This is a genomic window from Butyricicoccus sp. AF35-5AC (assembly GCF_003477715.1).
Taxonomy (GTDB): Bacteria; Bacillota; Clostridia; order Oscillospirales; family Butyricicoccaceae; genus Agathobaculum; species Agathobaculum butyriciproducens.
Window position 1 is genome coordinate 546,575 of the sequence record NZ_QUDX01000001.1, and the last position, 25,729, is coordinate 572,303.

A 25,729-nucleotide genomic window follows, 5' to 3' on the forward strand; every position below is an offset into this window, starting at 1 on the left:
CAGCCGGTGCAGGAAAAGGAGCCGCCCGTTAGGGGCGAACCCGCCTGCGGCAGTTCGTGTGCCACGGTCAGCCGGTGCAGGAAAAGAAGCCGCCCGTTAGGGGCGAACCCGCCTGCGGCAGTTCGTGTGCCCCGGTCAGCTGGTACAGGAAAAGGAGCCGCCCGTTAGGGCGAACCCGCCTGCGGCAGTTCGAGTGCCCCGGTCAGCCGGTGCAGAAAAAGAAGCCGCCCGTTAGGGGCGAACCCGCTTACGCAGTTCGCGCACCCCGCAGGGCAGTGCAGAAAAATTTCAGAAAAGGCTATTGACAAATCTGTATGTTTGTATTATTATCATAGTACAATAAAACGAAAGGAGAGAGCTTATGCAATGGGAATTGCGGGGGGATCGTCCGATCTATCAACAGCTTGTGGAAAAGCTGACCGAGCAGATCGTCAGCGGACAGCTTGCGGCGGGTGAAAAGGTACCGCCGGTGCGCGAGCTGGCGGCTCAGGCGGGTGTCAACCCGAACACCATGCAGCGCGCGCTTGCGGAAATGGAGCGCGAGGGCCTGATGTTCACCAACCGCACGAGCGGACGCTATGTAACGGAGGACAGAGAAATGATTGGTAAGGTAAGAGAGCAAATCGCGGGAGAGCGCATCACGGAATTTCTGTCCGGCATGAGCCAGCTTGGTTTCACCGAGCAGGACATTGTGGCGCTTCTGGAGAAACGCAGTGGGGAGGAGAAGAACAATGGATAACAACGAACTGGTTATCTGTCAGGGTCTGACAAAAAACTACGGTAAAAAGACCGCGCTTAATAATCTGAATCTGACGCTCGGCCGCGGACAGTTTATCGGTCTGCTCGGCCCGAACGGCTCAGGCAAAACAACGACTATCAAGCTGCTGAACGGTCTGCTGCAGCCGACAAGCGGCTCGGTGCTCATTGACGGTCAGGCGCCGGGCACCTACACGCACAGCATCATCAGCTATCTGCCCGACAAAAACTATCTCAACGACGCGATGAAGGTCAACGACCTGATTTCGTTCTTTGCGGATTTTTACACGGATTTTGACCGCGTAAAGGCAACCGACATGCTGGATTCGCTGCAGATCGACCCGCTCAGCCGCCTGAAAACGCTCAGCAAGGGCAATCAGGAGAAGGTGCAGCTCATCCTCACCATGAGCCGCAAGGCGCAGCTGTATGTGCTCGATGAGCCGATCGCGGGTGTCGATCCGGCGGCGCGCGACTACATTCTGAGCACCATTCTCTCGAATTACAGCGAGGACGCGTCCGTTCTGCTGTCTACGCACCTCATCGCGGATGTGGAGCGCGTGCTCGACGAGGTTATCTTCCTCAAGGAAGGCGCGATGGTGCTGCACGATACGGTTGACCATATCCGCGAGGAACACGGAAAATCGGTTGACGCACTGTTCCGGGAGGTGTTTGCATGTTAAAGCTGCTGAAATATGAGTGGAAAGCCTGTGCGCGTATCTGTCTGCCGCTGTACGGCGTGCTGATCTTAATGTCGTTCGTCACACACCTGCTGTACAGTATCCCGCAGAACAGCACGTTCGGCTTTATGCTGCCGGCCATCAGCTCCATGCTGTATATGGGCGTGATGATGGCGGCATTTGTGGTAACGGCTGTCATCCTCATCCAGCGTTTTTACAAAAACCTGCTCGGCAGTGAGGGCTACCTCATGTTCACCCTGCCGGTGACGGTTTCGCAGCACCTGTTCAGCAAGACTATCATCGCGGTGGTTATGATCGCGCTGAGCGGCATCGCGGCGTTCCTCAGCATCGGCATTTTTGCCGATATGTCCTTCGGCACCCTGTTTATCGATATGATAAAGGGTGTGGCGCGGAGCGGCGGCCTGCTGTTCGTGCTGGAGCTGCTCGTGCTGGCGGTGCTCGGCATTGCGGGCATGGCGCTGTTCGTCTATATGTGCATGGCGCTCGGCCATCTGGCGGGCAAGCACCGCCTGCTGATGTCGGTCGTGTGGTACGTTGTTCTTTCTACCGCAGTGCAGGTTCTCCTGCTTCTGGTGATGATGGGCGGGGGCAATGTCATGCCGGAGGCGCTTGCCGATGCGATGGTACGCTGGCTTGACAGCACCATGCAGACCATCACGCCGATGGATGCGGCGCATCTCATGCTGCGGTTCTGCTGCGTATTCGAACTCATCAGCGATGCGGTGTATTTCCTTGTGACGCGCTGGATTCTCACGCACAAGCTCAATCTCGAATAACAGAAAAAGGATACACACTTGTGTATCCTTTTTCTCTTGCCTGAACGGTATATCTCTGGTATGATGGAGGTAGTAAAAGGGAGGTGTGTCCTGTGAAATGTCAGCACTGTGGTATCCATTTTGACGATGAGGAACGCGTATGTCCGATGTGCGGCGCACGCGCGGGCAGCAAGGGCCGCATGACGAGACCCGCGCCGAAATGGCGCGGCAAGCCGCGTGAGACCTATACCGAATATCATCCGACGATAGAGAACAGCAGCTCGGCGAAAACGGCGAAGAGCAAGTCGCGTCCTATCCAGGATAAGCCGAAGAAAAAACGCGCAAAGGGTGCGGTGATTGCGATAATTGTTATCGCTCTGCTGCAGTTTGTGCCGACGCTGATCGCGTTTGTGGTGGATGATCTGGTGCCGGAAATCGAGAGCAGCTTCGGAAATTCCCCCGCGCCGGATTACGATTCGGATTACAGCTATGCGGCGCAGGACCTCAGCAGCATTCTCGGCACGGACAGCGGCATGGTGATCGATAACAGCGACACCTTCCGTCTGCACTACGACCAGTCGAATGGTGAATGGGCGATTCTGTATACCTCGGCGGACGGCGGCACATTCAAGAGCACGGCCGACGCGTGGTGTCTGTACGACGACCCCGACGAGTATTACTATCCGGAGGCGTATCCGTCCGATCAGTACGATATGTACACGGTTGCGTTCACGCTGTACGATACCGAGGTGGTAGGGAGCCTGCCCGAGTGGTGTCAGTCGGTAGCCGATAGCGGCGATGATATTTGGCTGAATTTGTATGTCAGCAAAACCGATGACACACTGCTCATCGAGGATATGGATGGGATTGGCCTGTTCGGCACGACAGACCCGGTTCCGTATTATCGGGCGCAGAATATGTGATTTTGTAAAAAAGCGTGAAAAACAACAGCCCCGGTTCCGTCACTTGACAAAACCGGGGCGCCGCGCTGTAATATAGCTGCAAACGGCGGCTCGTTGCACCGAGCCGCCGTTCCCAATAGCTGAAGTATTTGAGGAAATGCCGCTCCGGTCTACGGGGCGTTTTTTGTGTTTTACGGGAGAATTTTGTGCATATGCAAAAGAAAAGGGCAGACCCAATGAGTGAGATGGTTTAGTGCCGAAGATGCGACCACAAATAAATTGAAATTAATGATGAAAAATGGGGAATTACCGCTTTCCGGCAATTCTCGCAATGGTTTCCGCCACATTTTCCTGATGCACTTTTGCCGGACGGAACCGCACGGCTGCAAAATTGAGGTTGATCAGCGGACCCAGTCCGACGGCGGAAATAATGGTGCCGATACCGACCGGACCGCCGAGAAAGAAGCCGATGACCGTTACGAGCACATCCACGACCGCGCGGCACACGCCGGCAGACCGCCCGAACTTACGCGCGAGCGCGACCATCAGCGCGTCACGGGGGCCGCTGCCGAGCGCGCTTTTCATGTACAGCCAGGTGCCGAGCGCAAGCAGCTCCAGACCGCCGATGAGCATGGCAATGCCGCTCACCAATCCGTGCATCTGCGGGATGAGGTGCGCCGCCTGGATCGCGTCGATTATGACCGCGCAGCCCGCAATGTTAATGATCGTGCCTAAGCCGAAGCTCTCACCGAAGAACACGGCCGTGAGGATGGCTGCCGCGCCTGCGATCGCGGACGCCGTGCCGTAGGTCATGCCGGTTCGCAGCGACATGCCCTGCTGCAGCACGCTCCACGGCTCGAGTCCGACATTCGCCTGCAGCATCATCGCAATGCCGATCGAGCTGACCGCAACACCCAGGATCAGCCAGAATAACCGGTGGATGTACTCTCGAAACATAATGTATACCTCCTGTGAGCAATTTAGCAGATAAAAAAGTGAAACGGCAGAACCGCGAGCATTCCGCTCGGATTCTGCCGTTTTTGTCATTTGCATTGTGAAAATGTTATTCCGAAGCGGAATTGCTGTCGTCCTTTTTAATCTGGGAAAGATAGCGGTACACACTGGCCTGCGAGCAGTGCAGCGCGTCGGCCACATCCTTGACCGCGCCTTTCAGCAGGAAGATACCGCCGTTTTCAAGCGAAGCAATGATCTGCATGCGCTCGTCCGGCGTGAGACGGTCGGCGGTCACACCGAGGCGGATGAGCTCGCGGCCGACCGCATCGCCTGCCACCGCGTCGATCGAGTTGTGGAAGCTCTCGGTCGTTGCCGGAACCGCTCGCGGGAATGGATCACCGGGTTCGGCCTGCTGCGGTGCGATATGGTCGTCGATAAAAATATCCGGATGACACAGCCGCAGCACGTTTTCGCTGGCGGCCAGATACCGGCTGTCGTCAAAGTTGATGCACAGCATGCCGACCAGCTTGCCGTTGTGCTTGATGAACATGGTGCTCGAGCGCAGCGTTTTGCCCTCGGCAGAGAGACCGCAGTAGTGCAGGCGGTAGTCCTGCGTTTCGTAGCTTTTGTCCATCAGGATTTTGAGCGCCACATTGGTAAGCGGTGCACCGATCTCCCGGCCGCTGATGTGATTGTTGGCGATGGCTACTATAGAGCGGTTTTTGTCGGTCATATCATGCAGAGCAACCTCATAATCCGGTCCAAGTGCCTGTCCGAGAAATTCTGTCAGCTTGATGTAGTGCTGCAACAGCGGATTAGCCATTTGCCCACCCCGTTTCAAAGAATTTTCTTTGCAGTGCCTTTGATTGCATGGCATTGCCTTTTTATTAGTTTACTCTAATATTATTATAGCTTAACAATGATAAGTTTGTCAAAAAATAAACGCGAATAATTTCTCACAACAAAAATAAAAAGTTATTATGCAAAATAACTAAAATGAGGATAAAGTGCATAAAAAACTTGTGAAAAACCAGTGAACCATACAAAACTTGTTAAAATAATTGACAAGGCGCAAAAACTATGTTAAATTTATATCAAGGAATGAGACACAGACTGATAAAAAATTACAAAACTGAAGAAAAGGGAATGTAAAAATGAGGAGTAGAGAAAGGGAGACTGCCATGAATTCTGATTTTCGAGACAAGCTCTCCAACGCCGCAACAGCGGTTGAGATCACCCTTGGCATGGTGATCCTGATCGCGTGCATCGTGTCCGGCATCGGCATGGTCGCCATGACCGATATGAACAAGCTGTTCGGTGATCCGGCGTATCTGCAGGCGCGCATGAGCTCGGCCTGCCTGATCATCATCGGCATCGAGCTGATCAAGATGATCACCAGCTACACCATCGACTCGGTGGTTGACGTTATGCTCCTCGCCATCGCGCGCCAGATGATCGTCGAGCATACCTCGCCGATCGAGAATCTGATCGCCGTGCTGTCGATCGGCATCCTGTTCGTGATCCGGAAGTATCTGTATATTTCGCGTCTGGACCGCCGCCGCAGCAAGAAGGAGATCGAGGAGGACATCCGCGCAGAGGTTCTCGGCGTGGAGAACTGTAACGAGCCGAAAAAGCCGGAACCGCCCGAGATTGGCTCATTGATTTGACATAAGGAAAATGCATATCACCTGAAAACCGCAGCGCCCGAGAGGGCGCTGCGGTTTTTTGCACGCTTTATTGATTGCTGGAAGTGTCATCCGGCAGTGAGATTTCTTGGGTCAGATCAATATGGCTTTCTTCGACGGGATTTGGAATATCAGGATGACCAGTATAATAGGCCTGAAATAGCGTACTGTACAGTTCGCTACAGCTTGCACAGATATTTCTGTAAAACGCACTAGATGTTTTAACAGGCTGAGCAATAAAAGGTTCATCAATAAATTGGTCGTTAAATAGAGTAACGCGAACTTTCAGGGATTTGCATGCTTCGGAATCTGACAGGCCACTGCCAACACCGATGATGGCGCCAATACCGCCTGCGAGGATACCGCCGATAATAGCACGACCGACAGGACTACCATTTTGCATAGAGGTCATATCACTGAGCACAGATACATCCTTTATTTGAGAAAAGGAAAAAGTCAGGGTTGATTTCATATTTTCCATTAATACACAGATTTTTTGATGCGTGTCGTCAAAATGCCATCTTCTCCACTGTCTCGTACATGTAAATCCATCAGGATATTTTGAAGGAGTTAAGTTTTTCTGTTCTTCCTTAGCATTTTCATTTATTGATTCAATCCAAAATTTGATTAGTAAAATTGATAATCCTATAATAAGGATGGAGAAAACAATTGCCATAATTACAGTTTGGTTCATCACTTCAGCTCCGTTTCTTTTCTGATAGTGTACCACACAACACTACACTTGTAAACCTTTGTAATATACAAACACTACAAATAATCGGGTAGAATAATACAGAGGTATGATGATTATGGATAAAGAAGAAAAGTTTATTATTCGCGCAAAAAAGAGCTATGGAGAGACCTCGGTTGTGTCCTGCCGGATGCCGAATGAGGTGTTAAAACAGCTTGATCGCGTTGCCGCACGCACCGGACGCACACGCAATGAGCTGATCCTAAAGTGCGTGGAATTCGCACTCGACAAGCTGGAAATCGTGGACGAGCCTTAAATTATCTAAATAATAACACCGGCGCAGACTGTTATGGTCTGCGCCGGTGTTTCGTTTTGCGGTGATTGTTTTTTACGCCCCAAACCGCATCTGCAGGCGCAGCCGGTCGGCAATCATCGAGATAAATTCGCTATTGGTCGGTTTGCCCTTGATGCCTGAAACTGTGTAGCCGAAGTAATTCTGCAGGGTTTCGATGTCGCCGCGATCCCATGCGACCTCGATCGCGTGCCGGATGGCGCGCTCCACGCGAGAGGAGGTCGTCTTGAACTTTTTGGCAATCGACGGGTACAGCACCTTGGTGATGGCGCTGACCGACTCGATATCCTCGACCGCCATCATGATGGCCTCACGCAGATACTGGTAGCCCTTGATGTGCGCCGGCACACCCACCTGATGAATCACCTCGGTCACGCGGAGCTCAAGCGCCATGCTTTCCTCGGCCTTGACCGCGCGCAGCTGACCGGTCCGCCACAGGCGAAGCCGCTCGCAGACCGCCTGCGGCTCCATCGGCTTGCGCAGGAACAGATCCACGCCGAGCGCCGCGCATTCCGCGCCGATCTGAGGGCTTGCAAACGCCGAGAATACCATCACCGCCGGATGCGGTCCGTCCTGTTCGTGCAGGCGGCTGAGCACACTCATGCCGTCCATCACCGGCAGCATCAGTTCAATGATAAGTACATCCGGCCGCAGCTCATTGACTGCGGAAAGTGCCTTTTCACCGTTTTCCGCAATGCCGACCAGCTCAAAATCGTCCGCACTGTCCAGCACCGCCGACATACGCGCGCAAAATTCGGTGTCGTCGTCTGCAAGCAAAACTCTAATTTTCTCATCCATATGTCATAACCAGCTTTCCGATAAAGTTTATCTCTTTTTCTTGGCAATAGATTACCATATACTACCATAACTTGCAAGACCTTTTGTAAAAATATGGACAGAAAATTGCAGACAGAATTCGACAAAATCTGTCGATTTACCCGAAATGACCGGTCGGACCGACTGTTTTTGCAATTTCTGCATATTTTCAAAATTCCCCGGAAATAGACAAAATACAAGCAAAACTGCGGTTTTCGACAATAAAACAGTGGCGATTAACCCAAAAGAAAGGGCGCACAATGTGCGCCCCTGCGGAAATGGTAAGCCGTTGCAAAACGCCTGCCTGTGCGAATTCTCCACTCTTTCTGTCAGCTTGCCGCCAGCATTTTCTCCATCGAAATGCCATACCCTTCCATCGGATTATCGACCAGCACATGCGTTACCGCGCCGATCAGCTTGCCGTTCTGCAGGATCGGACTGCCGCTCATGCCCTGCACGATGCCGCCGGTTTTCTCCGCAAGCTGCGAATCGGTCACGCGGAGCATCATGCTGCGCCCGTATTCGTCGTTCGCCGGATAGAGCTTGACGATCTGGACAGAATAACGCTGCACGCTGTCGCCGTCCACGTTGGAGAGGATTTCCGCGTCACCGACTTTGATTTCGTCTGCCGACGCGACCGGCACGCACTGCAGCTCGCTGTACAGCAAATCGTCCGTCATGGTGCCAAAAATGCCGCTTTCTGTGTTCTGCGCCACGGTTCCGAGCGGTTTTTCGGTCGAAAATTCGCCCTGCAGCGAACCCGGTTCACCCGCCTTGCCGCGCTGCACGCTGCTCACCGTCGAGTGGATGATCGTGCCCTCCTGCAGCGGCAGCAGCACGCCGGTTTCGCTGTCGCAGATGCCGTGACCGAGCGAGCCGAACGCGCCGGTCTGCGGGTCAACGTAGGTCAGCGTGCCGATTCCTGCCAGACTGTCGCGCGCGAGCACGCCGATGCGGTACGCACCGGTTTTGTCCCTGCACGGCGTCACCGTGACGCTTTTCTCCGCGTCTCCGCGCTCGAGCGTCAGCTTGATCGGCTGTCCCGCCGAGAGCGCGACCTGCTTCTGCAGATCGTCGTTCGAGTGCAGCGCCATCTCACCGGCCTTGCACAGCACATCGCCCTCCTGCACGCCCGCCTCCTTCGCAGGGGAGTGCGTGCCGTCCGCGCCCTGCACCTCGGTCAGCTGCACGATGAGCACGCCCTCCGCCTGCATTTTGATGCCGACCGTGTGCCCGATCGGGATGACCTCGGCGATTTTTGCCGCCTGCGCGGAGACTGTCACCGCAAACAGCAGGAACAGAGCGAGCGCCGTGCGTTTTGCGTGATTTTTTTGCATTTTTTCACCTCCGCTATTACTATGCCGCGCGGAGCATGAAAACAACGCTGTGAACCTTTTCTATTCTGCCGGACATTTGGCGGCACGGAAATTCTCTGGGCGCGGAAAGGTTTTCCGGGAACGCAAAACGGCAGTTTCTCTGCGAAAAATGAGAGAAACTGCCGAAATTAGCAATCATTTATTCTGCTTTTGCAGGCGCACGATGACCGAGGAACGATGCTACCGCACGGGCGAGCACGCCGCCGACCGCACAGCCGACGATGATCTCGATCAGACCCTGTACGCCGACCAGTGCAACCACGAAGGACAGCGGGTTAGCCACGCCGAGAGAGGCAACGCGCTCCTGAATGTAGTCGGTCTTGTAGAACACCAGAACGATGTAACCCATAAAGAAAATGGTATTCAGCAGCGGCGCGGACATCGCACCGACGAAATAGCTCCAGCTTTTCTTGCGGTCCATGCGGCGCAGCACGCGGAACAGCAGGCCGACACACCAGCCCATCAGCACGCGCATGACAACGCACAGAACGAAGGTGTTGATCGGGCTGATCTGGAAGAACATGCCGGTCATACCGCCGCCTGCAAGCGCATCCTTAAAGCTGACACAGCCGAATACGCCGCCGAGAATCGCACCGGCGGTCGGGCCCATGGTCATCGCGCCGACAGCGATCGGCACGGTCAGGAACGACATGTACAGCGGGCCGACCGGCACGCTGCCCAGACCCATCAGCTTCATCACGACCTCGATCGCCGCCAGCAGCGCCAGCTGCGCGAGATATCGTACATTGGTAGTTTTGTTATTCATTTGTAATTCCTCCTGCTGCCGTCCTGCTTTGACAGGTACAGCGCAATACAAAAATTGTGGTGGTCAGCGATAGAAATTCGCTGCCAAATCTCTTTCAACCCCGATTTTTCTTCCAAATCAGGTGCAGACCGTCGAGCACAAGGCTTTCATCGTACTCGAACGGGATACGCAGATAGGGAGTGACGAGCGGCGCAAGCTCTCCGGTGAGCACGACATACGGCGTTTCACCGAGCGCTTCCGCAAAGCGTTCGACCATGCCGTCCACGAGCGACGCGGCACCGTAAACCGCGCCGACGCGCATGGCATCGACCGTGTTCCGGGCGAGAATGCCCTCGTCCTTGGCGTCGATAGCGACCGCCGGAAGCTGCGCCGCCTGCTCGCGGAGCGCGAGCAGACTCAGCTGCACGCCCGCCGTGATGGCCGAGCCGACCAGCGCACCGGACTGGTCGAGCGCGGTGAACGTGGTCGCGGTGCCGAGCGTAACTGCCACGCACGGCAGCTTTCCCTTTGCACGGGCGGCCACTGCAGCGGCTACGCGGTCCGAGCCGACCTGCCGCGGCTGCTCGGAGCGGATGTTGAGTCCGGTCTTGACGCCGCTCGATACCTCAATGACATCGCGGATGCCGAGCAGGCGCAGCGCACCCTCGAGCACGCCGACCATGCTCGGAACGACCGAGCTGACAATACCGCCGTGGATGCGGCGCACGTTCACGCCGTACAGCAAAAGCACCTGCTGCAGCTTGCAGGCGTAGTCGTCGCGCGTCAGCTTAGGCTCGGTTGCGATGGAGGCAGAAAAAACCTGTCCGTCCTCCTCATAGCCGCCGAGCAAAACGCGGCTGTTTCCTGCATTGACTGCAATCAGCATGGTGTGTCTCCTTTTCTGCATAGTTTATCACTATTATAAGCCATTGAAAACCGTATTGCAAGGGAAGAGGTACACATTTCTGCCTTATTTCGGCAGCATGATCGGTGCGGAGAGCAGCGCCCACAGCGCCGCGTATTTCGGACAGATCTGCCCTTGAACGTTGCCGAATTCGTGCGAGTAATCCCACACGCGCAGCCGGAAATGCCGGTTGACCGTGCAGCCGACCACATATTCCGCGGCCGTGATGCACGCCGCGCCGCACAGGCAGCGGGAGAGCGGGTTTTCCTCGTGTACGCGCCGCCGCAGCTGCCGCAGACCGACCAGAACCGCACCGCCGGTCAGCGCCATGGTCCAGTGGGTGCGTCCGCGCCAGAGAAGCTCAAGCGCGGCGTAACCGACCGCGCCCAGCGCAAAGACTGCGGGAGTTTGCAGTTTCATTTTCATCACCGCATTTATTTTGCCCGGAATGGCTGGATTTACGCAAGGGTGGAGTAATTGAGAATGGAGAATGAGCGTGGAGATTTGGCATTTTCCATTCTCGATTTGGCATACGCGCAAAATAAAAAGGAGAGAGCACAGCGCGCTCTCCTTGAATACAGCAAAGGGATCAGTCCTCCCTTTTACCTTTTGTGTTGATATAAGCCTATCCGCCAATCCCTCCGTCGATTTGACGGAACTTTAAGCATTGGAAAAGGAGCAAGGTGGGTTTTAACCTTGCTCCTATCGGTCAGAATATGCTATTCAGTTCAACAAACTGGAATTTGTCTGATTAGCAATTATCTTTTGCAATTTATAACTGCATCAAAAAGAATACCAGTACACTCGAGAGTATTGTTACTGTCCCCATTATGATAAACATCATGGAAGTAAAACTTTTTGAAATTGGTCTATCAACATAACACTTTTTAGGATTGTTTGGATTATAATAAACTGTCATCTTACTGTTGATAGGCCACAACTGCTCCGCAAATTGACGCAAATTTGCAATAGCTCCAGTTTTTACATGTAGCCATCCTTTTTCATCTTCATAGACTTCTGATTTCATCGGTACAGGTACTCCTGATAGTTGCGTTGTTATAATTCCTCGAAATTTTTTCTTTGCTTTATAACAAGTTCCATTCACAAAGTACTCAACGATTGGGTACACTCTTCCATTTCCAGGAAACCCATATTGTTTAACAATGCTGTCTGTCTTTTTTGTACACAATTTATTCTGTCTTTTTACAATGATATTGAAAGTAACTCCTAGTAGAACTAATATTACACCAAGACCTCCAACTGTCATCAATTCTAACCATGCAATTTGTATTTCAGCCATAGTTTCATCACCTCAAGTTCCGATTTTTATATTTGCTTATAAAATAGATGTCTGCTGTTTGCAATGTATATTTATAAGCTCATTTCCCATAAGTACACAATTCTGAAAAGGGAGAATTCTTTTGTATCATACAATATTTTTGTGCTTCTTTCGAGGCATGAAAAGATGCCGAAGTTGCCTTCGGCATCTTTTTGGTATCCAGTATCGGTTATGTGCGTGATTTAGTGAAATCACCGGAGTTATACCCCATCAACACAAAGGGTAAAAGGGACGATCAGTCCTCCAGCTTGACACGAGCCTCAAGGTATTTTCTCCGCTCCTCGAAACCCGATCTGCCCAGAAGTGCAAACATATTCTTCTTATAATCCTCAACACCCGGCTGATTGAACGGATTTACGCCGAGCAGGTAGCCCGAAATGCCGCAGGCCTTCTCGAAAAAGTAGACCAGATAGCCGAAATGCCAAGCATCCGTGCGGTCGATCTCAATGATGATATTCGGTGTGCCGCCGTCCATGTGGGCGATCAGCGTGCCCTCGTACGCTTTCTGGTTGACGTGCTGCACGGTCTGACCTGCCAGATAATTCAGGCCGTCGATGTCCTCTTCGGTATGCTCGATGGTAATCTCGGAGCGCGGTTCCTTGACCCACAGCACGGTCTCGAACATGATGCGCGAGCCGTCCTGAATGAACTGACCGATGGAATGAAGGTCGGTGGAGAAATTCGCTGAGGTGACGAACAGACCCTTATGGTCCTTGCCCTCGGACTCATCGAACAGCTGCTTGAGCCATTCGCCGAGCATGACGAGCGACGGCTCGTAGTTTACCATGATCTCCATGGATTTGCCCTTGAACAGCAGCAGATTACGCAGTGCCGCATAGCGCGCGCAGTCGTGCAAGGAGCCATGAGAATATTCCTCGCGGGAGGCCGCAGCGCCTGCCATCACCGCGTCAATGTCCAGACCGGCTGCAGCCATCGGCAGCAGACCGACTGGCGTGAGCACCGAGAAACGGCCGCCGATGTTATCCGGTACGACAAAGGTCTCGTAGCCCTCGTCATCCGCCAGCTTTTTGAGCGCGCCGCGCTCTTTATCGGTCGTGGCGAAGATGCGCTCCTTGGCGCCCTCGCGGCCGTAGCGCTGCTCGCACAGCTTTTTCAGCTCGCGGAAGGCGATGGCAGGCTCGGTGGTCGTGCCCGACTTCGAGATGACGTTGATGCAGAAGTCGCGGTCACCGATCATCTTGATAATGTCGTTCAAGTAGGACGACGAAATGTTGTTGCCGGCAAAGTAGACCTCCGGAATGCCCTCCGGGCGGGTCTGGTTGTAGAACTGACCGTTTACGAACTCGATGGCTGCCCGTGCCCCTAAATACGAGCCGCCGATGCCGATGACGATCAGCACATCGCAGATCTGCTGAATCTTCTTTGCCGCCTGCTTGATGCGCGCAAACTCGTCCCGGTCGTAATCCACCGGCAGATTCAGCCAGCCAAGAAAATCGTTTCCGGCGCCGGTGCCGTTCACGAGCGTGTCCTGCGCTGCCGCGACCTGCGCGGTGTAGTCCGCAATCTCGGCCTCGGTTCGGACAAATCGCCGGAGACCGGTCAGTTTCAGTTTAATTCCCATTACTGCATTTCCCCTTTTGTTATTTCCTCCAAGCCATTTGGCGGGATTTGCTCTCCCTCATGTATCTAAGTATAGCATACTGACGGAAAAAGGCAAGCATTTTGTTCAAACCTTACAAAAACTTTATCTGCTCGACTGTTTCTGACAGGTAATTTTGCATTATGCAAACCGAACAAAGCTAACCAAAAAGCCGACTCCAACAGTAGGGAGTCGGCAAAAATTGTTAGTAAATTGGAAAATTTGCGCAGATATCGCGTACATTTCGGCGGATATCGTTTGCCTTGTTGTCGAAATCGGTTGCGGCCTGCCAGATGAACTCGGCAATGCGGAGCATCTCCGGCGCACCGAAGCCGCGGGTGGTGACAGCGGGCGTGCCGATGCGCATGCCCGAGGTGACGAACGGACTTTCCGGGTCGTTCGGGATGGCATTCTTGTTGGCGGTGATGTATACCTCGTCCAGACGGCGCTGCAGCTCCTTGCCGGTCACGCCGGTCTTTCGCAGGTCGATGAGCATGAGGTGGTTGTCCGTGCCGCCCGCCACAAGGTCGAAGCCCTGCTTCTGGAGTGCGTCCGCGAGCACGCGGGCATTGGTGACAACATTCTGCTGATATGCCTTGAACTCCGGTTTGAGTGCCTCACCGAAGCAGACCGCCTTTGCGGCGATGACATGCTCGAGCGGGCCGCCCTGTGTGCCGGGGAAGATGGCCTTGTCAAATTTCTTCGCCAGCTCCTCATCGTTCGTCAGGATAACGCCGCCGCGCGGACCGCGCAGCGTCTTGTGCGTCGTGGTGGTGACGACATCTGCGTAGGGGACCGGGCTCTGGTGCAGACCGGCAGCCACCAGACCGGCAATGTGCGCCATGTCAACGAACAGGTACGCGCCGACCTCGTGTGCGATCTCGGCGAATTTTGCAAAGTTGATGGCGCGCGGATACGCGGACGCACCGGCGATGATCATTTTCGGCTGTTCCTTTTTTGCCAGCTCGCGGAGCGCATCATAATCAATGAGACCGTTCTCATCCACGCCGTAGGGCACGATGTTGTACAGCAGACCGGACTGATTGACCGGCGAACCGTGGGTCAGGTGGCCGCCGTTGTCCAGGCTCATGCCGAGCACGGTATCACCCGGTTTGCACAGCGCCTGATAGACCGCCATGTTCGCCTGTGCGCCCGAGTGCGGCTGCACGTTCGCGTATTTCGCGCCGAACAGCTGGCACACGCGGCGGATTGCGAGGTTTTCCACCTCATCAACGCATTCGCAGCCGCCGTAGTAGCGCTTGCACGGATAGCCTTCGGCGTACTTATTGGTCAGCACGCTGCCCATTGCCGCCATAACAGCCTCGCTGACTATATTTTCCGAGGCGATCAACTCAATGTTGCGCGCCTGTCGTTTGTATTCCGCTTCGATCATACGTCCGAGTTCGGGGTCGAACGCTGTCACGAAGTCCATTGCTTGACGAACCATGATACAGCCTCCTGCCGGATAAGAATTTACTATTATAATTTAACCACATTTTTCGCATGGAATCTATTGACAAACATCTGATTTTTGCGTTACCGCTTTAGCAGTTTATAGTGAAATTGTTACATTGTGCATTTTTGTGCAAACAGTTGCCCTTTTTTCGACGATATGCTACAATTATCGTAGGAAAACTTGTGGAGAGAGGATAACAAAATGACTAAGAAAGAACGTGCCGCCACCGTTACCGAGCTGTTGAAAACCGTCTATCCGGAGGCGGTCTGCGCCCTGCATTATACACACGATTATGAATTGCTGTTCGCCACCCGGCTTTCCGCGCAGTGCACGGACGCGCGCGTCAATATTGTGACAGAAAAATTATTCAAGCAGTTTCCGACCCTGCAGAGCTTCGCGGATGCGTCCGAGGAGGAGATTGCCGAGGCCATCAAGACCTGCGGCCTGTTCCGCACCAAAGCGCGCGACCTCAAGGCGTGCGCCATGATGCTCATCGCCAATTACGGCGGCAGGGTGCCGGATACTATGGAGGAGCTGCTCAAGCTGCCGGGCGTCGGCCGCAAGACCGCCAACCTCATCCTCGGGGATATTTTCGGCAAACCCGCCATTGTGTGCGATACGCACTGCATCCGTTTGTCCAACCGGCTGGGCTTCGTCAAGAACGAGAAGGACCCGGTCAAGGTGGAGAACGCCCTGAGAAAGCTGCTCGACCCGGCAGAGTCGTCCGATTTCTGCCACCGGCTGGTGCTGTTCGGCCGCGAGCACTGCACCGCCCGCAGCCCGAAGTGCGAGGGCTGTCCGCTCGGTGCGGTGTGCCCGTCGTATCCCATTGCGAAATAACATAGAGAAAAAGTGGAATTTGCGAAAAAACACAGAAAATCCACTTGGCAAATTTTCATCGTAGGAATATACTGATTTCAGAAAAAGCAAAACCGCAGAACAAGAGTGAGTAAGAGCGAGACCGCGCTTTCAGAGAGCTTTCCGGTGGTGTGAGGAGAGCAGCAGAGGACGTTACTGAATGGACTTGTGAGGGCAGCCTCAAATCCGCAGGGAGAGTATGGCTGACGGGATTCCCACCGTTATCATGGGAGCGTGTGTGTTTGCACACGACAGAGTGGACGTTTTTGTACGTCAATTTGGGTGGTACCGCAGAAGTAACAGGCTTTTGTCCCATGATACGTTTGTATCGTGAGACAAAAGCCTTTTTTTATTGTGTCTGTTCGGAACGAACAGACACTCGATTGAAACCACGCTTTCGATCGAATCCCGAAGAAAAACCGCGTCCTTCGGACACATTTTTTCTTCCCTTGTATAAAAAGGCAGGCGCTATTCTTGCGCGACTTCTCGGTCGCGCTGCGCGTACACGCCCTGCCTTTTTATGAATTTGCTCCGCAAATTCTATTAAATGCGTGCTGCCACACGAACCCAAGAAATAAAACACGGTTTATGATTACCGCCGATGTTTTGCTGAAATATGGAGGAAAACACAATGATTACCCCAAGCTGTGATGAGATTTTAGAACTCGCGAAGGAGTATACGACCATTCCGGTCTGCCGCGAGATCTACGCCGATATGACAACGCCGATTTCGCTGCTGCGCCGCCTGCAGACCCGTTCCGACCGCTTTTTCCTGCTGGAGAGCGTGGAGGGCGGCGAAAAATGGGCGCGCTACTCCTTCCTCGGCTATGACCCCATCCTCCGTGCGACCTGCAAAAACGGAACGGTAACGCTCGAGGGTACGGTCAACAAGACGGTCAAGACCGACAAGCCGCTCACCGTGCTCCGCGGCTTGAGGGGCAGCCGCCGTTCACGGGCGGTTTCGTCGGCTGCTTCGCGTATGCCATGCTCGGCTACGCGGAGCCGACGCTCAAAATCAAGCGCGGCGCATGGGACGATTTCGACCTGATGCTGTTCGACAAGGTCATTGCCTATGACCACCTCAAGCAGAAGATCGTGCTCATCGTCAACATGAAGACCGACAGCGTGATGGAGAATTACGGCAAGGCGTGTGCGGCACTCGAGGGCATGGCGGCGCTGATCAACGACCAGACCCCGCTTCCGCCGCTCAAGGCAACCGGCAGGCCGAGCTTCACCTGCAACGTCACCGAGGCGCAGTACGCCGACATCGTGAGAAAACCCGCGAATACATCTTTGACGGCGATATCTTTCAGGCGGTGCAGTCGCGTCAGTTCTCCAGTCCGTATGCGGACAGCCTGCTGAGCGCGTACCGCGTGCTCCGCACCACCAACCCCTCGCCGTACATGGTGTTCCTTTCCATTGATGGGGACGAGGTCATGTGTTCCTCTCCGGAAACGCTCGTCCGACTGGATAACGGCCGCCTGACCACCTTTCCGGTTGCAGGCTCCCGTCCGCGCGGCAAAACGCCGGAGGAGGATAAGGCGCTCGAGAACGAGCTTCTTGCGGACGAAAAGGAGCTTTCCGAGCACAATATGCTGGTCGATCTCGGCAGAAATGACCTCGGCCGCGTGTCCAAGATCGGCACGGTCGAAGTCATCGATTACATGATGATCCACCGCTATTCCAAGATCATGCACATTTGTTCGCAGGTCGAGGGCGACATTGACGAAAAGTACGACGCCTGCGACGCCATCGAAGCGGTGCTTCCGGCGGGAACGCTGTCCGGCGCACCCAAGATCCGCGCCTGCGAAATTATCGAGGAGCAGGAGAGCGAGCCGCGCGGCGTATACGGCGGCGCACTCGGCTATCTGGATTTCACCGGCAATATGGATACCTGCATCGCCATCCGCATGGCTGCCAAGAAGAACGGCACAGTCACCGTGCAGGCGGGCGGTGGCATCGTCGCGGATTCCGTGCCGCATAACGAGTATATGGAAAGCGCAAACAAGGCAAAGGCAGTTATGAACGCCATCGAGCGTGCATCGGAGGTAGACGGATAATGATTCTCCTGATCGACAATTACGATTCTTTTTCCTATACCCTGTTCCAGCAGGCGGCGGCCATCGAGCCGGAAATCAAGGTAGTCCGCAATGATGCGCTCACCGTCAGCGAAATCGAGGGACTGAATCCCTCACACATCATTCTTTCTCCGGGGCCCGGCTATATGAAAAACTTTCTGTCTATGTAAAGTTTGACCAGAACCGTAGGGCGGGCTGCCCTACGGAGAAGATATCAATTAGTAATGATATAATAGATGTAATAGAAAGGTCGATATATAATGATTCAGCTTGCAATTCACGAGGCCATCAACGGCCGTGATTTGGACTACACCATCGCTCGTACAACAATGGAGGAAATGATGGACGGCACCGCGACTGACATCGAAATGGCAACCCTGCTGACGGCGCTCCGCATGAAGGGCGAAACCATCACCGAGATTACCGCCTGCGCCGAGGTCATGCGCGAAAAGGGCGCGCACATTGAGCCGAAGGGCGCGGTCATGGACCTTGTCGGTACCGGCGGTGACGAGGTTGGCTCGTTCAACATCTCCACGACCGCCGCGTTTGTGGCGGCGGCAGGCGGTGTGCCGGTTGCAAAGCACGGCAACCGGTCGGTTTCGTCCAAGTCGGGCGCGGCTGACGTGCTCGAGGAGCTGGGCGTTGTCCTTTCTCTGTCTCCCGAGCAGAACGAAAGGGTGCTGGCTGAAACGGGCATCTGCTTCCTGTTCGCACAGGGCTATCACAAGTCAATGAAGAACGTGGCTCCCGTCCGCAAGGGCATGGGCGAGCGAACCATCTTCAACGTGCTCGGCCCGCTGTCCAATCCGGCGCGCGCGACCATGCAGCTGCTCGGCGTGTATGACGAAAATCTGGTCATGCCGATGGCGCAGGTGCTCTCCAACCTCGGCGTAACGCGCGGCATGGTGGTCTGCGGCGGCGGCATGGATGAGGCGAGCCTGATTGGCAGGAACAAGGTCTGCGAAATCCGCGGCGGCAAGCTGACGCCGTATGAACTCGACCCGACCGAATACGGCCTGTCGCTCTGCACGGTGGACGAGCTGCGCGGCGGCTCGCCCAAGGCAAACGCACAGATCACCCGCGACATTCTTGCAGGCCGTGAGCAGGGCGCGAAGCGCGAGGAGATCCTGCTGAACGCCGGTATCGCGCTGTACCTCGGTCTGGACGGCCTGACGCTGGCGGACGGCATCAAAAAGGCCGCAGAGATCATCGACAGCGGCGCGGCGCTCGACAAGCTGAACCGGTTCGCGGCGGCAACGCAGGAGGCGGCAAAGGCATGATTCTCGACGAACTGGCGGCGCACGCCCGCGAGCGCGTCGCGGCGGACAAGGCGAAAATCCCGCTCGAGGACATGAAGGCGCAGGCGGAAGCACTCCCGAAGGACGATTTTCGGTTCGAGAAGGCGCTTGCCGGCAAGGACTGCGCGTTTATCTGCGAGGTCAAGAAGGCCAGTCCGTCCAAGGGTATTATCGACCCGGTGTTTGACTTTGCGTCCATCGCGCAAAGCTACGAGGACGCGGGCGCGGACTGTGTTTCGTGCCTGACCGAACCCAAGTGGTTCCTCGGCTCGGATGAGATTTTCAAGAAGGTTAGGGGAATCGTCACCAGACCGATGATCCGCAAGGATTTTACGGTGGACGAATATCAGATTTACCAGGCCAAAGTCCTCGGCGCGGACGCGGTGCTTCTCATTTGCACGCTGCTCGACACCGAAACCATACGCGGCTACATCGGCATTTGCGACAAACTCGGTCTCAGCGCTTTGGTGGAAACGCACGACGAGAAGGAAATGCAGTCCGCGGTTCGAGCGGGTGCGCGGCTGATCGGCGTGAACAACCGCAACCTCAAGGACTTCACGGTGGACCTCGGCAACGCGGCTCGTCTGCGCGAGGTCGCACCGGATGGTACGGTTTTCGTAGCCGAGAGCGGCGTTTCCTCTCCCGAGGATGCGGCGGCACTGCGAAAGACCGGCGCGGATGCCGTTCTGGTAGGCGAGTACCTCATGCGTGCCGCAGACAAGAAACAGGCGCTCGACGCACTCAGGGAGGCCGCAAAGTGAAGCTGAAATTCTGCGGACTGACCCGCAAAGCGGATATCGAAGCCGCAAACGAAGTAAAACCCGATTTCATCGGCTTTGTGTTCGCGGAGAGCCGCCGGCATGTATCGGATTTAGACGCGGCTCGGCTCAAGGAGCACCTCGACCCGCACATCAAGGCGGTCGGCGTGTTTGTGAACGACGAACCGGAGCATATTGCCGCGCTCGTGCGCGATGAGGTTATCGACATTATCCAGCTGCACGGCGGCGAGAGCCTGCATTATATAAACAAGCTGCGAAAGCTGACAAGCGCGCCCATCGTCTACGCCGTGCGAGTGGAGACCCACCGCGACATTGAGCAGGTGGACACCCTGCCGGTGGATTATCTGCTGCTGGATACCTATGTAAAGCACGCCTACGGCGGCAGCGGCAAAACCTTCGACTGGTCGCTGATCGGGCAGGTAAACCACCCGTATTTTCTCGCGGGCGGGCTGAATGAAACCAACGTCCAAAGAGCCGCACAGACCGGCGCGTATGCGCTCGACCTGTCCAGCGGCATTGAAACGGACGATGAAAAGGATATTGACAAGATGCGCCGCGTATCGGCGCTTGTGAAAGAAGCAAGCCAATGAGCAAGGGTCGTTTTGGCGTACACGGCGGTCAGTACATGCCGGAAACGCTGATGAACGCGGTTATCGAGCTGGAGGAAGCTTACAACCACTATAAGAACAATCCGGAATTCAACGCAGAGCTGACCGAGCTGCTGAACAACTACGCAGGCCGCCCGTCGCGCCTGTACTTTGCGGAGCACATGACAAATGACCTCGGCGGTGCGAAAATCTACCTCAAGCGTGAGGATTTGAACCACACGGGCGCCCATAAGATCAACAACGTGCTCGGTCAGGCGCTGCTGGCGAAAAAGATGGGCAAGACCCGTCTGATCGCAGAGACCGGCGCCGATCAGCACGGTGTTGCGACCGCGACCGCTGCCGCTCTCATGGGCAGGGACTGCGTGCCGCACGTCAAGGCGTACGTTAAGAGCATGAAGGACGCGGTACGCTCCGCAAACTAAACAAAAATGAGGGGAAAACGGTTGTTTCTCCCTCGTTTCATATTGATTATGGTGAAATGTTTTGCGTTGATTGTTCATGTTACCGCAGGGCGGGATGACCTCATCCCACCGTTTCCCAACCCGTTTGCACATTCGTAAATAAAAATGGAGAATGGTAAATCAAAAGGTTCATTCTCCATTCTCCATTTTCAATTAGTAATTGTCAGCCTTGAGTTCAAAGTAGGCTTTAGGATGTGCACAAACCGGACAGACCTCCGGCGCCTGTCTGCCAACCACGATATGTCCGCAGTTGGAGCACTGCCATACGCAGTCGCCGTCGCGGGAAAAGACCAGCTTGTCCTCGACATTCTTGAGCAGCCTGCGGTAGCGTTCCTCGTGCTCCTTCTCGATTGCGCCGACCATCTCAAACAGGTCTGCGATGTGGTCGAAGCCCTCCTCACGCGCCTCTTTGGCGAAGGTAGCGTACATGTCGGTCCACTCGTAGTTTTCGCCCTCTGCGGCAGCCTTGAGGTTGGCTGCGGTGTCATCAATGCCGCCGTTGAGCAGCTTGAACCAGATTTTCGCGTGCTCCTTCTCGTTTGCGGCGGTATCTTCGAAGATTTTCGCAATCTGCACATAGCCGTCCTTTTTCGCCTTGGAGGCAAAGAACGTGTACTTGTTGCGTGCCATAGATTCGCCTGCGAATGCGGTCTGCAGGTTTGCTTCGGTGCGGGTGCCCTTGAGTTCTGCCATAACAGTTATCCTTTCTCCACTTTTCTTATTCTTCCGGTCTCCCTTGACGGTCAGACCGTTCTGACTGCTCTTTTAGTCTTTCCTGCATGCGCTGCAAATACCCTCGAACAGAATTTCGTACCGATGCAGCTCCACGCCGGAGGAATCCTCCACGCGGTCGATGAGATCGGTGACAGGCGGCATAAATACATCAAAAACGCCGCCGCACTTGGTGCACCGCACATGATAATGCGGCTTGATGTTGAAATCAAAGTGATCGGCACCGGTCGGCACAGGCACGCGCAAAATCTCGCCCTGAGCTGCCAGCTGGTTCAGATTGCGGTAAACCGTGGCCTTGCTGATGGTCGGGTGCTGCGCCGCGATAAAGGCATAAATCGCATCTGCGGTAGGGTGGTTGTGCAGCTGATTCACTGCCTGCAATACAATCTGACGCTGAATGGTGTTTCTGGTCTGCATAAAATGCACCTCCTTTATTAGTATTACTTCTTAATTAAGAGTATATTGCAAATCCATATTTTTGTCAATCGGTAAGAAGCACTTTTTTGAATAATGTATGGGAAGAGATTTTGAAAAGATTGCAGGCGATACGGAGAGTATGATATTTTAAGGCAATACCGCATAATTGAACAAGAGTGATTTGCGAGTAAATTTTGCGTACTGACGAGGCACAGTTTTGCGGTAATACTTGATGTATTACCGTGAAACTGCAACAAAGTCAGAGCACAAAATTTCCGCAAAGCACCGCCGCTTTAATTGTGCGGTGTTGCCTTAATATAAACCGGGGAATGGAGATGGCAGTATGGATCGAGCGGAGTTAGAAAAATATATACGGAATAATTATGGTACAGAGCCGGATCATCCGTGGATAAAGCATCCGAATTATGGAGTGTTCCGCCATAGCAGTAATAAAAATGGTTTGCCGGGTGCGGATGAAAACAAAAACGAGCCGTGAATCACATGAAGATTCACGGCTCGTTTGTTATAGTACATAAAGAAACACCATCAGATAATGACAAACGCTGCCGACGATTACGAACAGGTGAAACAGCTCATGAAACCCGATCATTTTTCCTAAATTCGGCTTTTTGGCGATATAGATCACGCCGCCGACCGTATACGACAGACCTCCGGCAGCCAGCAGGGCAATGGCAGGCGCGGGCATGGACAGCACAACCCCGAAATCAAACGCGATTGCCCAGCCAAGCGCGAGGTACAGCGCGGTGCCGATGAGACGCGGCGCGTCAATCCACAGCAGCTTGATGGCAATGCCGGTTAGCGCAATCAGCCAGATCACGCCAAGAAAGATATAGCTGCGCGGCGCAGGCATGAATTTGAGAATAATCGGCGTATAGCTGCCCGCGATCAGCACATAGATCATGCTGTGGTCAAGTTTTTTCAGCCGCCGCAGGACGGCTTCGCCGCGGCCGGAGAAATGGTACACGCTGCTTGCGGAGTACAGCGCGATCAGCGACAGGCAGAACACCACGGCAGCCGCCGCCAGCGAGCCGGTGACGGACGAATCGAACAGCAGCCGCACGAGCAGCACGAACAGTCCGGCGCCGCTGAGCACCGCACCGATGAAATGAGAGTAACTGGAAAACGGCTCACGGGCCTTGAGAAATGCACGAGGCATACAAACTCCTCCTTTTGCTATGTAGAGTTAAAAACTATATCACATCTGTTATGATACCACATTTTCCGAAAATTGCAAGTGCTTTCTCCAAATTGTCACCATGAAAAAAGCACCGTCTTTGTTAATCAAAGACAGTGCTTCAGCTTGTCGAAAAAGCAATATTCGATTTTTATGCTTCGTGCGGCAGCACGCATTCAATCGAATTTGCTTTGCAAATTCATAAATTCCGGGAGCATGTATCTCGGAATTTATACAAGGGAAGAAAAAATGTGTCCGCAGGACGTGGTTTTTCTTCGAGATTCGCTCGAAAGCGTGGTTTCGAGCGAGAGGCTGTTCGGAAAACAAAGTTTTTCGACAGTCTCAAGCACCGTCTTTGTTAATCAAAGACAGTGCTTGGACAATCAGGTATACGATTTCGGAATTTTTATGGTTCTCTCCTGCGCGGGAAGGTGCCGGGCGACTTCCTGCCGGATTTTCTCATTCTTGATCATGGTCGGCATGTGCGCCCGCACGGTAATATCGTGCGAGGCGTTCGGGTTCGCCGGAAGAATATCGCTCAGTTTGGTGTCCATCGTGATGCGGTAACGCGGCAGATCGGTCAATCCGCGCCGGATAGACGCCGTTCCGGTGTTGGTCAGTACGCTGACCTGAATACCGTTTTTCTGCAGCAGCGGCTGCATCCACGCATCGCGCGCGCCGAACGGATATGCGAAAAACAGCACGTTTTTCTGGCTGGTATTTTGCGTGATGAGGTCAATGCTCTGCTTGAGGTCCTCGCCGACGCGCTTGTTATACGCCGCCTGCGACTCGCCCTTCAGCCGCTGGATGCCGTTGATGCCGTCCGGTGCGGTCAGTCCGCCGTACTGCGGGTTGTGCAGGTTGTAGGTGTGAGAGGCCAGCTCCACCAGACCGCTGTCGGCCATTTCGGCTGCCTCATCCCACTTGAGGAAAAAGCGGTTCGCTTCCGTGTTGTCGTTTGCGCGGATGCTTTTGCCGATCAGTGCAATGACGGCTTTCATGCCGGTTTTCTGCAGAATCGGGTACGCAATATCGTAATTGGAGCGATAACCGTCGTCAAAGGTGATCATGACCGGCCGCTCGGGCATGGCTTCCTTTCCGGCTCGGATGTCGATCAAATCCGCCGAGAGCAGCGGCGTGTAGCCGTTGTATTCCAGATATTCCATGTCCTCCTGAAACCGCTCGCCGGTGATGGTCATGCTCGTCACGGCGGACGGGTCGTTCGTCAGGTTGTGGTACATCAGAATCGGAACTTTCGAGGCAGTATTTGCCGCGCTGCAGCTAATGCAGGATACAAAAAATGCACCTGTCAGTCCGAAAAGGACCAGGCGTTGCCAGAATTTTTTCATATGTAAGCCTCCTACCGCTTATTGTCCATCCAGTATATCATATTACAGTGGATTTGTCGAGCGGTATAACTCTTGCGTGAAGCGCGCAAAAGGCTTATAATAATAGCATTGCAGGCCGCACGGGCAGACGAAAAATTGCGTGTTTCCGTTCGGTACTGTAGTTGCAAGGTAACACCGCATAATTGAACAAGAGCGATTTGCGAGTAAATTTTGCGTTCTGACGAGGCGTGAGTTTGCGGTAATACTTGATGTATTACCGTGAACTCACAACGAAGTCAGGGCAAAAAATTTCCGTAAAGCGCCGCGGCAGTGCGACCGGAGCCTGCACAAGGAGCCGCAGCTTTAATTGTTCGGTGTTGCCTCGATATTTTGTAAAAGATGAGGTGAACGCCATGCCGCGGCTGGAGAAAACCATAGAAGCGGTCTTTGCCGACCGCGATATCATGCCCGACGAGGTGCCGCAGCTTGACCTGTATATGGATCAGGTGCTGACGCTGTTCGATCAGTGCTTATCGGGCAGCAAGCGCACGCCGGAGGATAAGCTGCTGACAAAAACCATGGTCAACAACTACGTCAAGGAAGGGCTTATGACGCCGGTGAAGGGCAAAAAATACACGCGCCAGCAGATCATGCAGCTGCTCTGCGTGTATCATTTGAAGCAGACGCTGCGCTTAAACGATGTGAAGGCGCTGACCGGTCGGGACGATGTGGACTTTGCGGCGTGCTACGAGCATCTGCTCGCGGACAAGAAGCGCATGCGTGAGGCGATTCCGCCGCTGCTGACCGCCCAGCTGCCCGAGACGCCGGATGACCCGGAGGAGCGGCTGTGCACATGCCTTGCGCTCAGCGAAATTGCAAATTATTTACGTCGGCTGTGCGAAAGCATGATCGACGATATCCCGCAGCAGACAGAAGGAGATTGAGA

Annotated in this window: 29 protein-coding genes, 2 pseudogenes and 1 other annotated feature; of the genes and pseudogenes, 16 read left to right on the top strand and 15 right to left on the bottom strand. The window is 54.3% G+C overall.

The annotated features are described in order from the left end of the window. Positions 1-361 precede the first annotated feature (361 nt). The 4 genes from DWZ82_RS02555 (at position 362) to DWZ82_RS02570 (ending at position 3,132) form a co-directional block, all read left to right on the top strand. Positions 362-739, top strand: a complete 378-nt coding sequence (locus DWZ82_RS02555; protein ID WP_117492165.1) for a GntR family transcriptional regulator — start codon at positions 362-364, stop codon at positions 737-739. Further along, complete coding sequence (locus tag DWZ82_RS02560) at positions 732-1,436, top strand: ABC transporter ATP-binding protein (RefSeq protein ID WP_110435051.1); 705 nt, start codon at positions 732-734, stop codon at positions 1,434-1,436. The genes DWZ82_RS02555 and DWZ82_RS02560 overlap by 8 nt, the downstream gene beginning before the upstream one ends. Next, positions 1,430-2,230, top strand: coding sequence for a hypothetical protein (locus DWZ82_RS02565; RefSeq protein ID WP_118478514.1), 801 nt, complete (start codon positions 1,430-1,432; stop codon positions 2,228-2,230). Before DWZ82_RS02560 ends, DWZ82_RS02565 begins: the two co-directional genes overlap by 7 nt. Positions 2,231-2,322: 92 nt before the next feature. Further along, the gene (locus DWZ82_RS02570) at positions 2,323-3,132 is read left to right on the top strand and encodes a zinc ribbon domain-containing protein (protein WP_118478516.1); all 810 of its coding nucleotides are present in this window, start codon (positions 2,323-2,325) and stop codon (positions 3,130-3,132) included. 285 nt (positions 3,133-3,417) lie between these two features. Here the strand turns inward: DWZ82_RS02570 and DWZ82_RS02575 are convergent, their stop codons facing one another. Together DWZ82_RS02575 and DWZ82_RS02580 are read right to left on the bottom strand one after the other, a co-directional pair. After that, positions 3,418-4,068 carry a YczE/YyaS/YitT family protein gene (locus DWZ82_RS02575; protein ID WP_118478518.1) on the bottom strand — a complete coding sequence of 217 codons (651 nt, stop codon included), beginning with the start codon at positions 4,066-4,068 and terminating at the stop codon, positions 3,418-3,420. Between the two features lie 106 nt (positions 4,069-4,174). Then, complete coding sequence (locus DWZ82_RS02580; RefSeq protein ID WP_116704584.1) at positions 4,175-4,888, bottom strand: helix-turn-helix transcriptional regulator; 714 nt, start codon at positions 4,886-4,888, stop codon at positions 4,175-4,177. Between the two features lie 358 nt (positions 4,889-5,246). Between DWZ82_RS02580 and DWZ82_RS02585 the strand changes: the two genes are divergently transcribed. Next, positions 5,247-5,732: a phosphate-starvation-inducible PsiE family protein gene (locus DWZ82_RS02585; RefSeq protein WP_118478520.1), complete on the top strand. Its 486-nt coding sequence runs from the start codon at positions 5,247-5,249 to the stop codon at positions 5,730-5,732. A gap of 67 nt (positions 5,733-5,799) precedes the next feature. Here the strand turns inward: DWZ82_RS02585 and DWZ82_RS02590 are convergent, their stop codons facing one another. Further along, a complete protein-coding gene (locus DWZ82_RS02590) occupies positions 5,800-6,444 on the bottom strand; it encodes a hypothetical protein (protein WP_118478522.1) in 645 nt (214 codons plus the stop codon). Positions 6,445-6,559: 115 nt separating this feature from the next. Between DWZ82_RS02590 and DWZ82_RS02595 the strand changes: the two genes are divergently transcribed. After that, entirely contained in the window at positions 6,560-6,757 is a 198-nt protein-coding gene (locus DWZ82_RS02595; protein ID WP_158574392.1) for an Arc family DNA-binding protein, read from the top strand. Between the two features lie 72 nt (positions 6,758-6,829). Here the strand turns inward: DWZ82_RS02595 and spo0A are convergent, their stop codons facing one another. The 8 genes from spo0A to glyA form a co-directional block, all read right to left on the bottom strand. After that, positions 6,830-7,591, bottom strand: coding sequence for a sporulation transcription factor Spo0A (gene spo0A, locus DWZ82_RS02600; RefSeq protein ID WP_118360776.1), 762 nt, complete (start codon positions 7,589-7,591; stop codon positions 6,830-6,832). A 347-nt stretch (positions 7,592-7,938) separates the two neighbouring features. Continuing rightward, positions 7,939-8,946 carry a SpoIVB peptidase gene (spoIVB, locus tag DWZ82_RS02605; protein WP_118478524.1) on the bottom strand — a complete coding sequence of 336 codons (1,008 nt, stop codon included), beginning with the start codon at positions 8,944-8,946 and terminating at the stop codon, positions 7,939-7,941. A gap of 178 nt (positions 8,947-9,124) precedes the next feature. Further along, on the bottom strand, positions 9,125-9,751 hold the full coding sequence (locus DWZ82_RS02610; RefSeq protein WP_118360774.1) for an ECF transporter S component: 627 nt from the start codon (positions 9,749-9,751) through the stop codon (positions 9,125-9,127). Positions 9,752-9,845: 94 nt separating this feature from the next. After that, positions 9,846-10,616 carry a type III pantothenate kinase gene (locus DWZ82_RS02615; protein ID WP_158575058.1) on the bottom strand — a complete coding sequence of 257 codons (771 nt, stop codon included), beginning with the start codon at positions 10,614-10,616 and terminating at the stop codon, positions 9,846-9,848. 84 nt (positions 10,617-10,700) lie between these two features. Further along, positions 10,701-11,054 carry a putative ABC transporter permease gene (locus tag DWZ82_RS02620; protein ID WP_119194899.1) on the bottom strand — a complete coding sequence of 118 codons (354 nt, stop codon included), beginning with the start codon at positions 11,052-11,054 and terminating at the stop codon, positions 10,701-10,703. 352 nt (positions 11,055-11,406) lie between these two features. Next, a complete protein-coding gene (locus DWZ82_RS02625) occupies positions 11,407-11,934 on the bottom strand; it encodes a DUF3592 domain-containing protein (protein ID WP_118478530.1) in 528 nt (175 codons plus the stop codon). 274 nt (positions 11,935-12,208) lie between these two features. Then, a complete protein-coding gene (locus DWZ82_RS02630) occupies positions 12,209-13,555 on the bottom strand; it encodes a glucose-6-phosphate isomerase (protein ID WP_118478532.1) in 1,347 nt (448 codons plus the stop codon). A gap of 223 nt (positions 13,556-13,778) precedes the next feature. Continuing rightward, on the bottom strand, positions 13,779-15,020 hold the full coding sequence (gene glyA / locus DWZ82_RS02635; RefSeq protein ID WP_118478534.1) for a serine hydroxymethyltransferase: 1,242 nt from the start codon (positions 15,018-15,020) through the stop codon (positions 13,779-13,781). A 210-nt stretch (positions 15,021-15,230) separates the two neighbouring features. Here glyA and nth point away from each other — a divergent pair, with 210 nt between their 5' ends. The 8 genes and pseudogenes from nth (at position 15,231) to DWZ82_RS02670 (ending at position 21,072) form a co-directional block, all read left to right on the top strand. Further along, a complete protein-coding gene (gene nth, locus DWZ82_RS02640; RefSeq protein WP_117492143.1) occupies positions 15,231-15,869 on the top strand; it encodes an endonuclease III in 639 nt (212 codons plus the stop codon). Between the two features lie 86 nt (positions 15,870-15,955). Then, positions 15,956-16,205: a binding site (T-box leader), on the top strand. A gap of 397 nt (positions 16,206-16,602) precedes the next feature. Further along, a pseudogene (locus DWZ82_RS15945) lies at positions 16,603-17,249 on the top strand (hypothetical protein). Continuing rightward, positions 17,204-17,947, top strand: coding sequence for an anthranilate synthase component I family protein (locus DWZ82_RS15950; RefSeq protein ID WP_442861210.1), 744 nt, complete (start codon positions 17,204-17,206; stop codon positions 17,945-17,947). Before DWZ82_RS15945 ends, DWZ82_RS15950 begins: the two are co-directional and overlap by 46 nt. Next, a pseudogene (locus tag DWZ82_RS02650) lies at positions 17,947-18,108 on the top strand (glutamine amidotransferase-related protein); the annotation flags it as partial. The gene DWZ82_RS15950 and the pseudogene DWZ82_RS02650, both read left to right, overlap by 1 nt. Before the next feature lie 117 nt (positions 18,109-18,225). Then, the gene (gene trpD, locus DWZ82_RS02655) at positions 18,226-19,245 is read left to right on the top strand and encodes an anthranilate phosphoribosyltransferase (RefSeq protein WP_118478538.1); all 1,020 of its coding nucleotides are present in this window, start codon (positions 18,226-18,228) and stop codon (positions 19,243-19,245) included. Next, entirely contained in the window at positions 19,242-20,024 is a 783-nt protein-coding gene (trpC, locus tag DWZ82_RS02660; RefSeq protein ID WP_118478540.1) for an indole-3-glycerol phosphate synthase TrpC, read from the top strand. Before trpD ends, trpC begins: the two co-directional genes overlap by 4 nt. Beyond that, entirely contained in the window at positions 20,021-20,632 is a 612-nt protein-coding gene (locus DWZ82_RS02665) for a phosphoribosylanthranilate isomerase (RefSeq protein WP_118478542.1), read from the top strand. The genes trpC and DWZ82_RS02665 overlap by 4 nt, the downstream gene beginning before the upstream one ends. Further along, positions 20,629-21,072: a pyridoxal-phosphate dependent enzyme gene (locus tag DWZ82_RS02670; protein ID WP_442861211.1), complete on the top strand. Its 444-nt coding sequence runs from the start codon at positions 20,629-20,631 to the stop codon at positions 21,070-21,072. Before DWZ82_RS02665 ends, DWZ82_RS02670 begins: the two co-directional genes overlap by 4 nt. Positions 21,073-21,264: 192 nt before the next feature. On the opposite strand, the gene rbr is transcribed toward DWZ82_RS02670, so the two are convergent. Together rbr and DWZ82_RS02680 are read right to left on the bottom strand one after the other, a co-directional pair. Beyond that, positions 21,265-21,804, bottom strand: coding sequence for a rubrerythrin (rbr, locus tag DWZ82_RS02675; protein ID WP_118478544.1), 540 nt, complete (start codon positions 21,802-21,804; stop codon positions 21,265-21,267). A 72-nt stretch (positions 21,805-21,876) separates the two neighbouring features. Continuing rightward, the gene (locus tag DWZ82_RS02680; protein ID WP_118360766.1) at positions 21,877-22,260 is read right to left on the bottom strand and encodes a Fur family transcriptional regulator; all 384 of its coding nucleotides are present in this window, start codon (positions 22,258-22,260) and stop codon (positions 21,877-21,879) included. 343 nt (positions 22,261-22,603) lie between these two features. Here DWZ82_RS02680 and DWZ82_RS15055 point away from each other — a divergent pair, with 343 nt between their 5' ends. Continuing rightward, a complete protein-coding gene (locus DWZ82_RS15055; protein WP_158575059.1) occupies positions 22,604-22,756 on the top strand; it encodes a hypothetical protein in 153 nt (50 codons plus the stop codon). 27 nt (positions 22,757-22,783) lie between these two features. Here the strand turns inward: DWZ82_RS15055 and trhA are convergent, their stop codons facing one another. Beyond that, positions 22,784-23,437 carry a PAQR family membrane homeostasis protein TrhA gene (gene trhA, locus DWZ82_RS02685; protein ID WP_117492125.1) on the bottom strand — a complete coding sequence of 218 codons (654 nt, stop codon included), beginning with the start codon at positions 23,435-23,437 and terminating at the stop codon, positions 22,784-22,786. Positions 23,438-23,838: 401 nt separating this feature from the next. Further along, a complete protein-coding gene (locus DWZ82_RS02690; RefSeq protein WP_118478546.1) occupies positions 23,839-24,804 on the bottom strand; it encodes a polysaccharide deacetylase family protein in 966 nt (321 codons plus the stop codon). Positions 24,805-25,196: 392 nt separating this feature from the next. Here DWZ82_RS02690 and DWZ82_RS02695 point away from each other — a divergent pair, with 392 nt between their 5' ends. Beyond that, positions 25,197-25,727: a DUF1836 domain-containing protein gene (locus tag DWZ82_RS02695; protein ID WP_117492121.1), complete on the top strand. Its 531-nt coding sequence runs from the start codon at positions 25,197-25,199 to the stop codon at positions 25,725-25,727. The last annotated feature ends 2 nt before the right edge of the window (positions 25,728-25,729 follow it).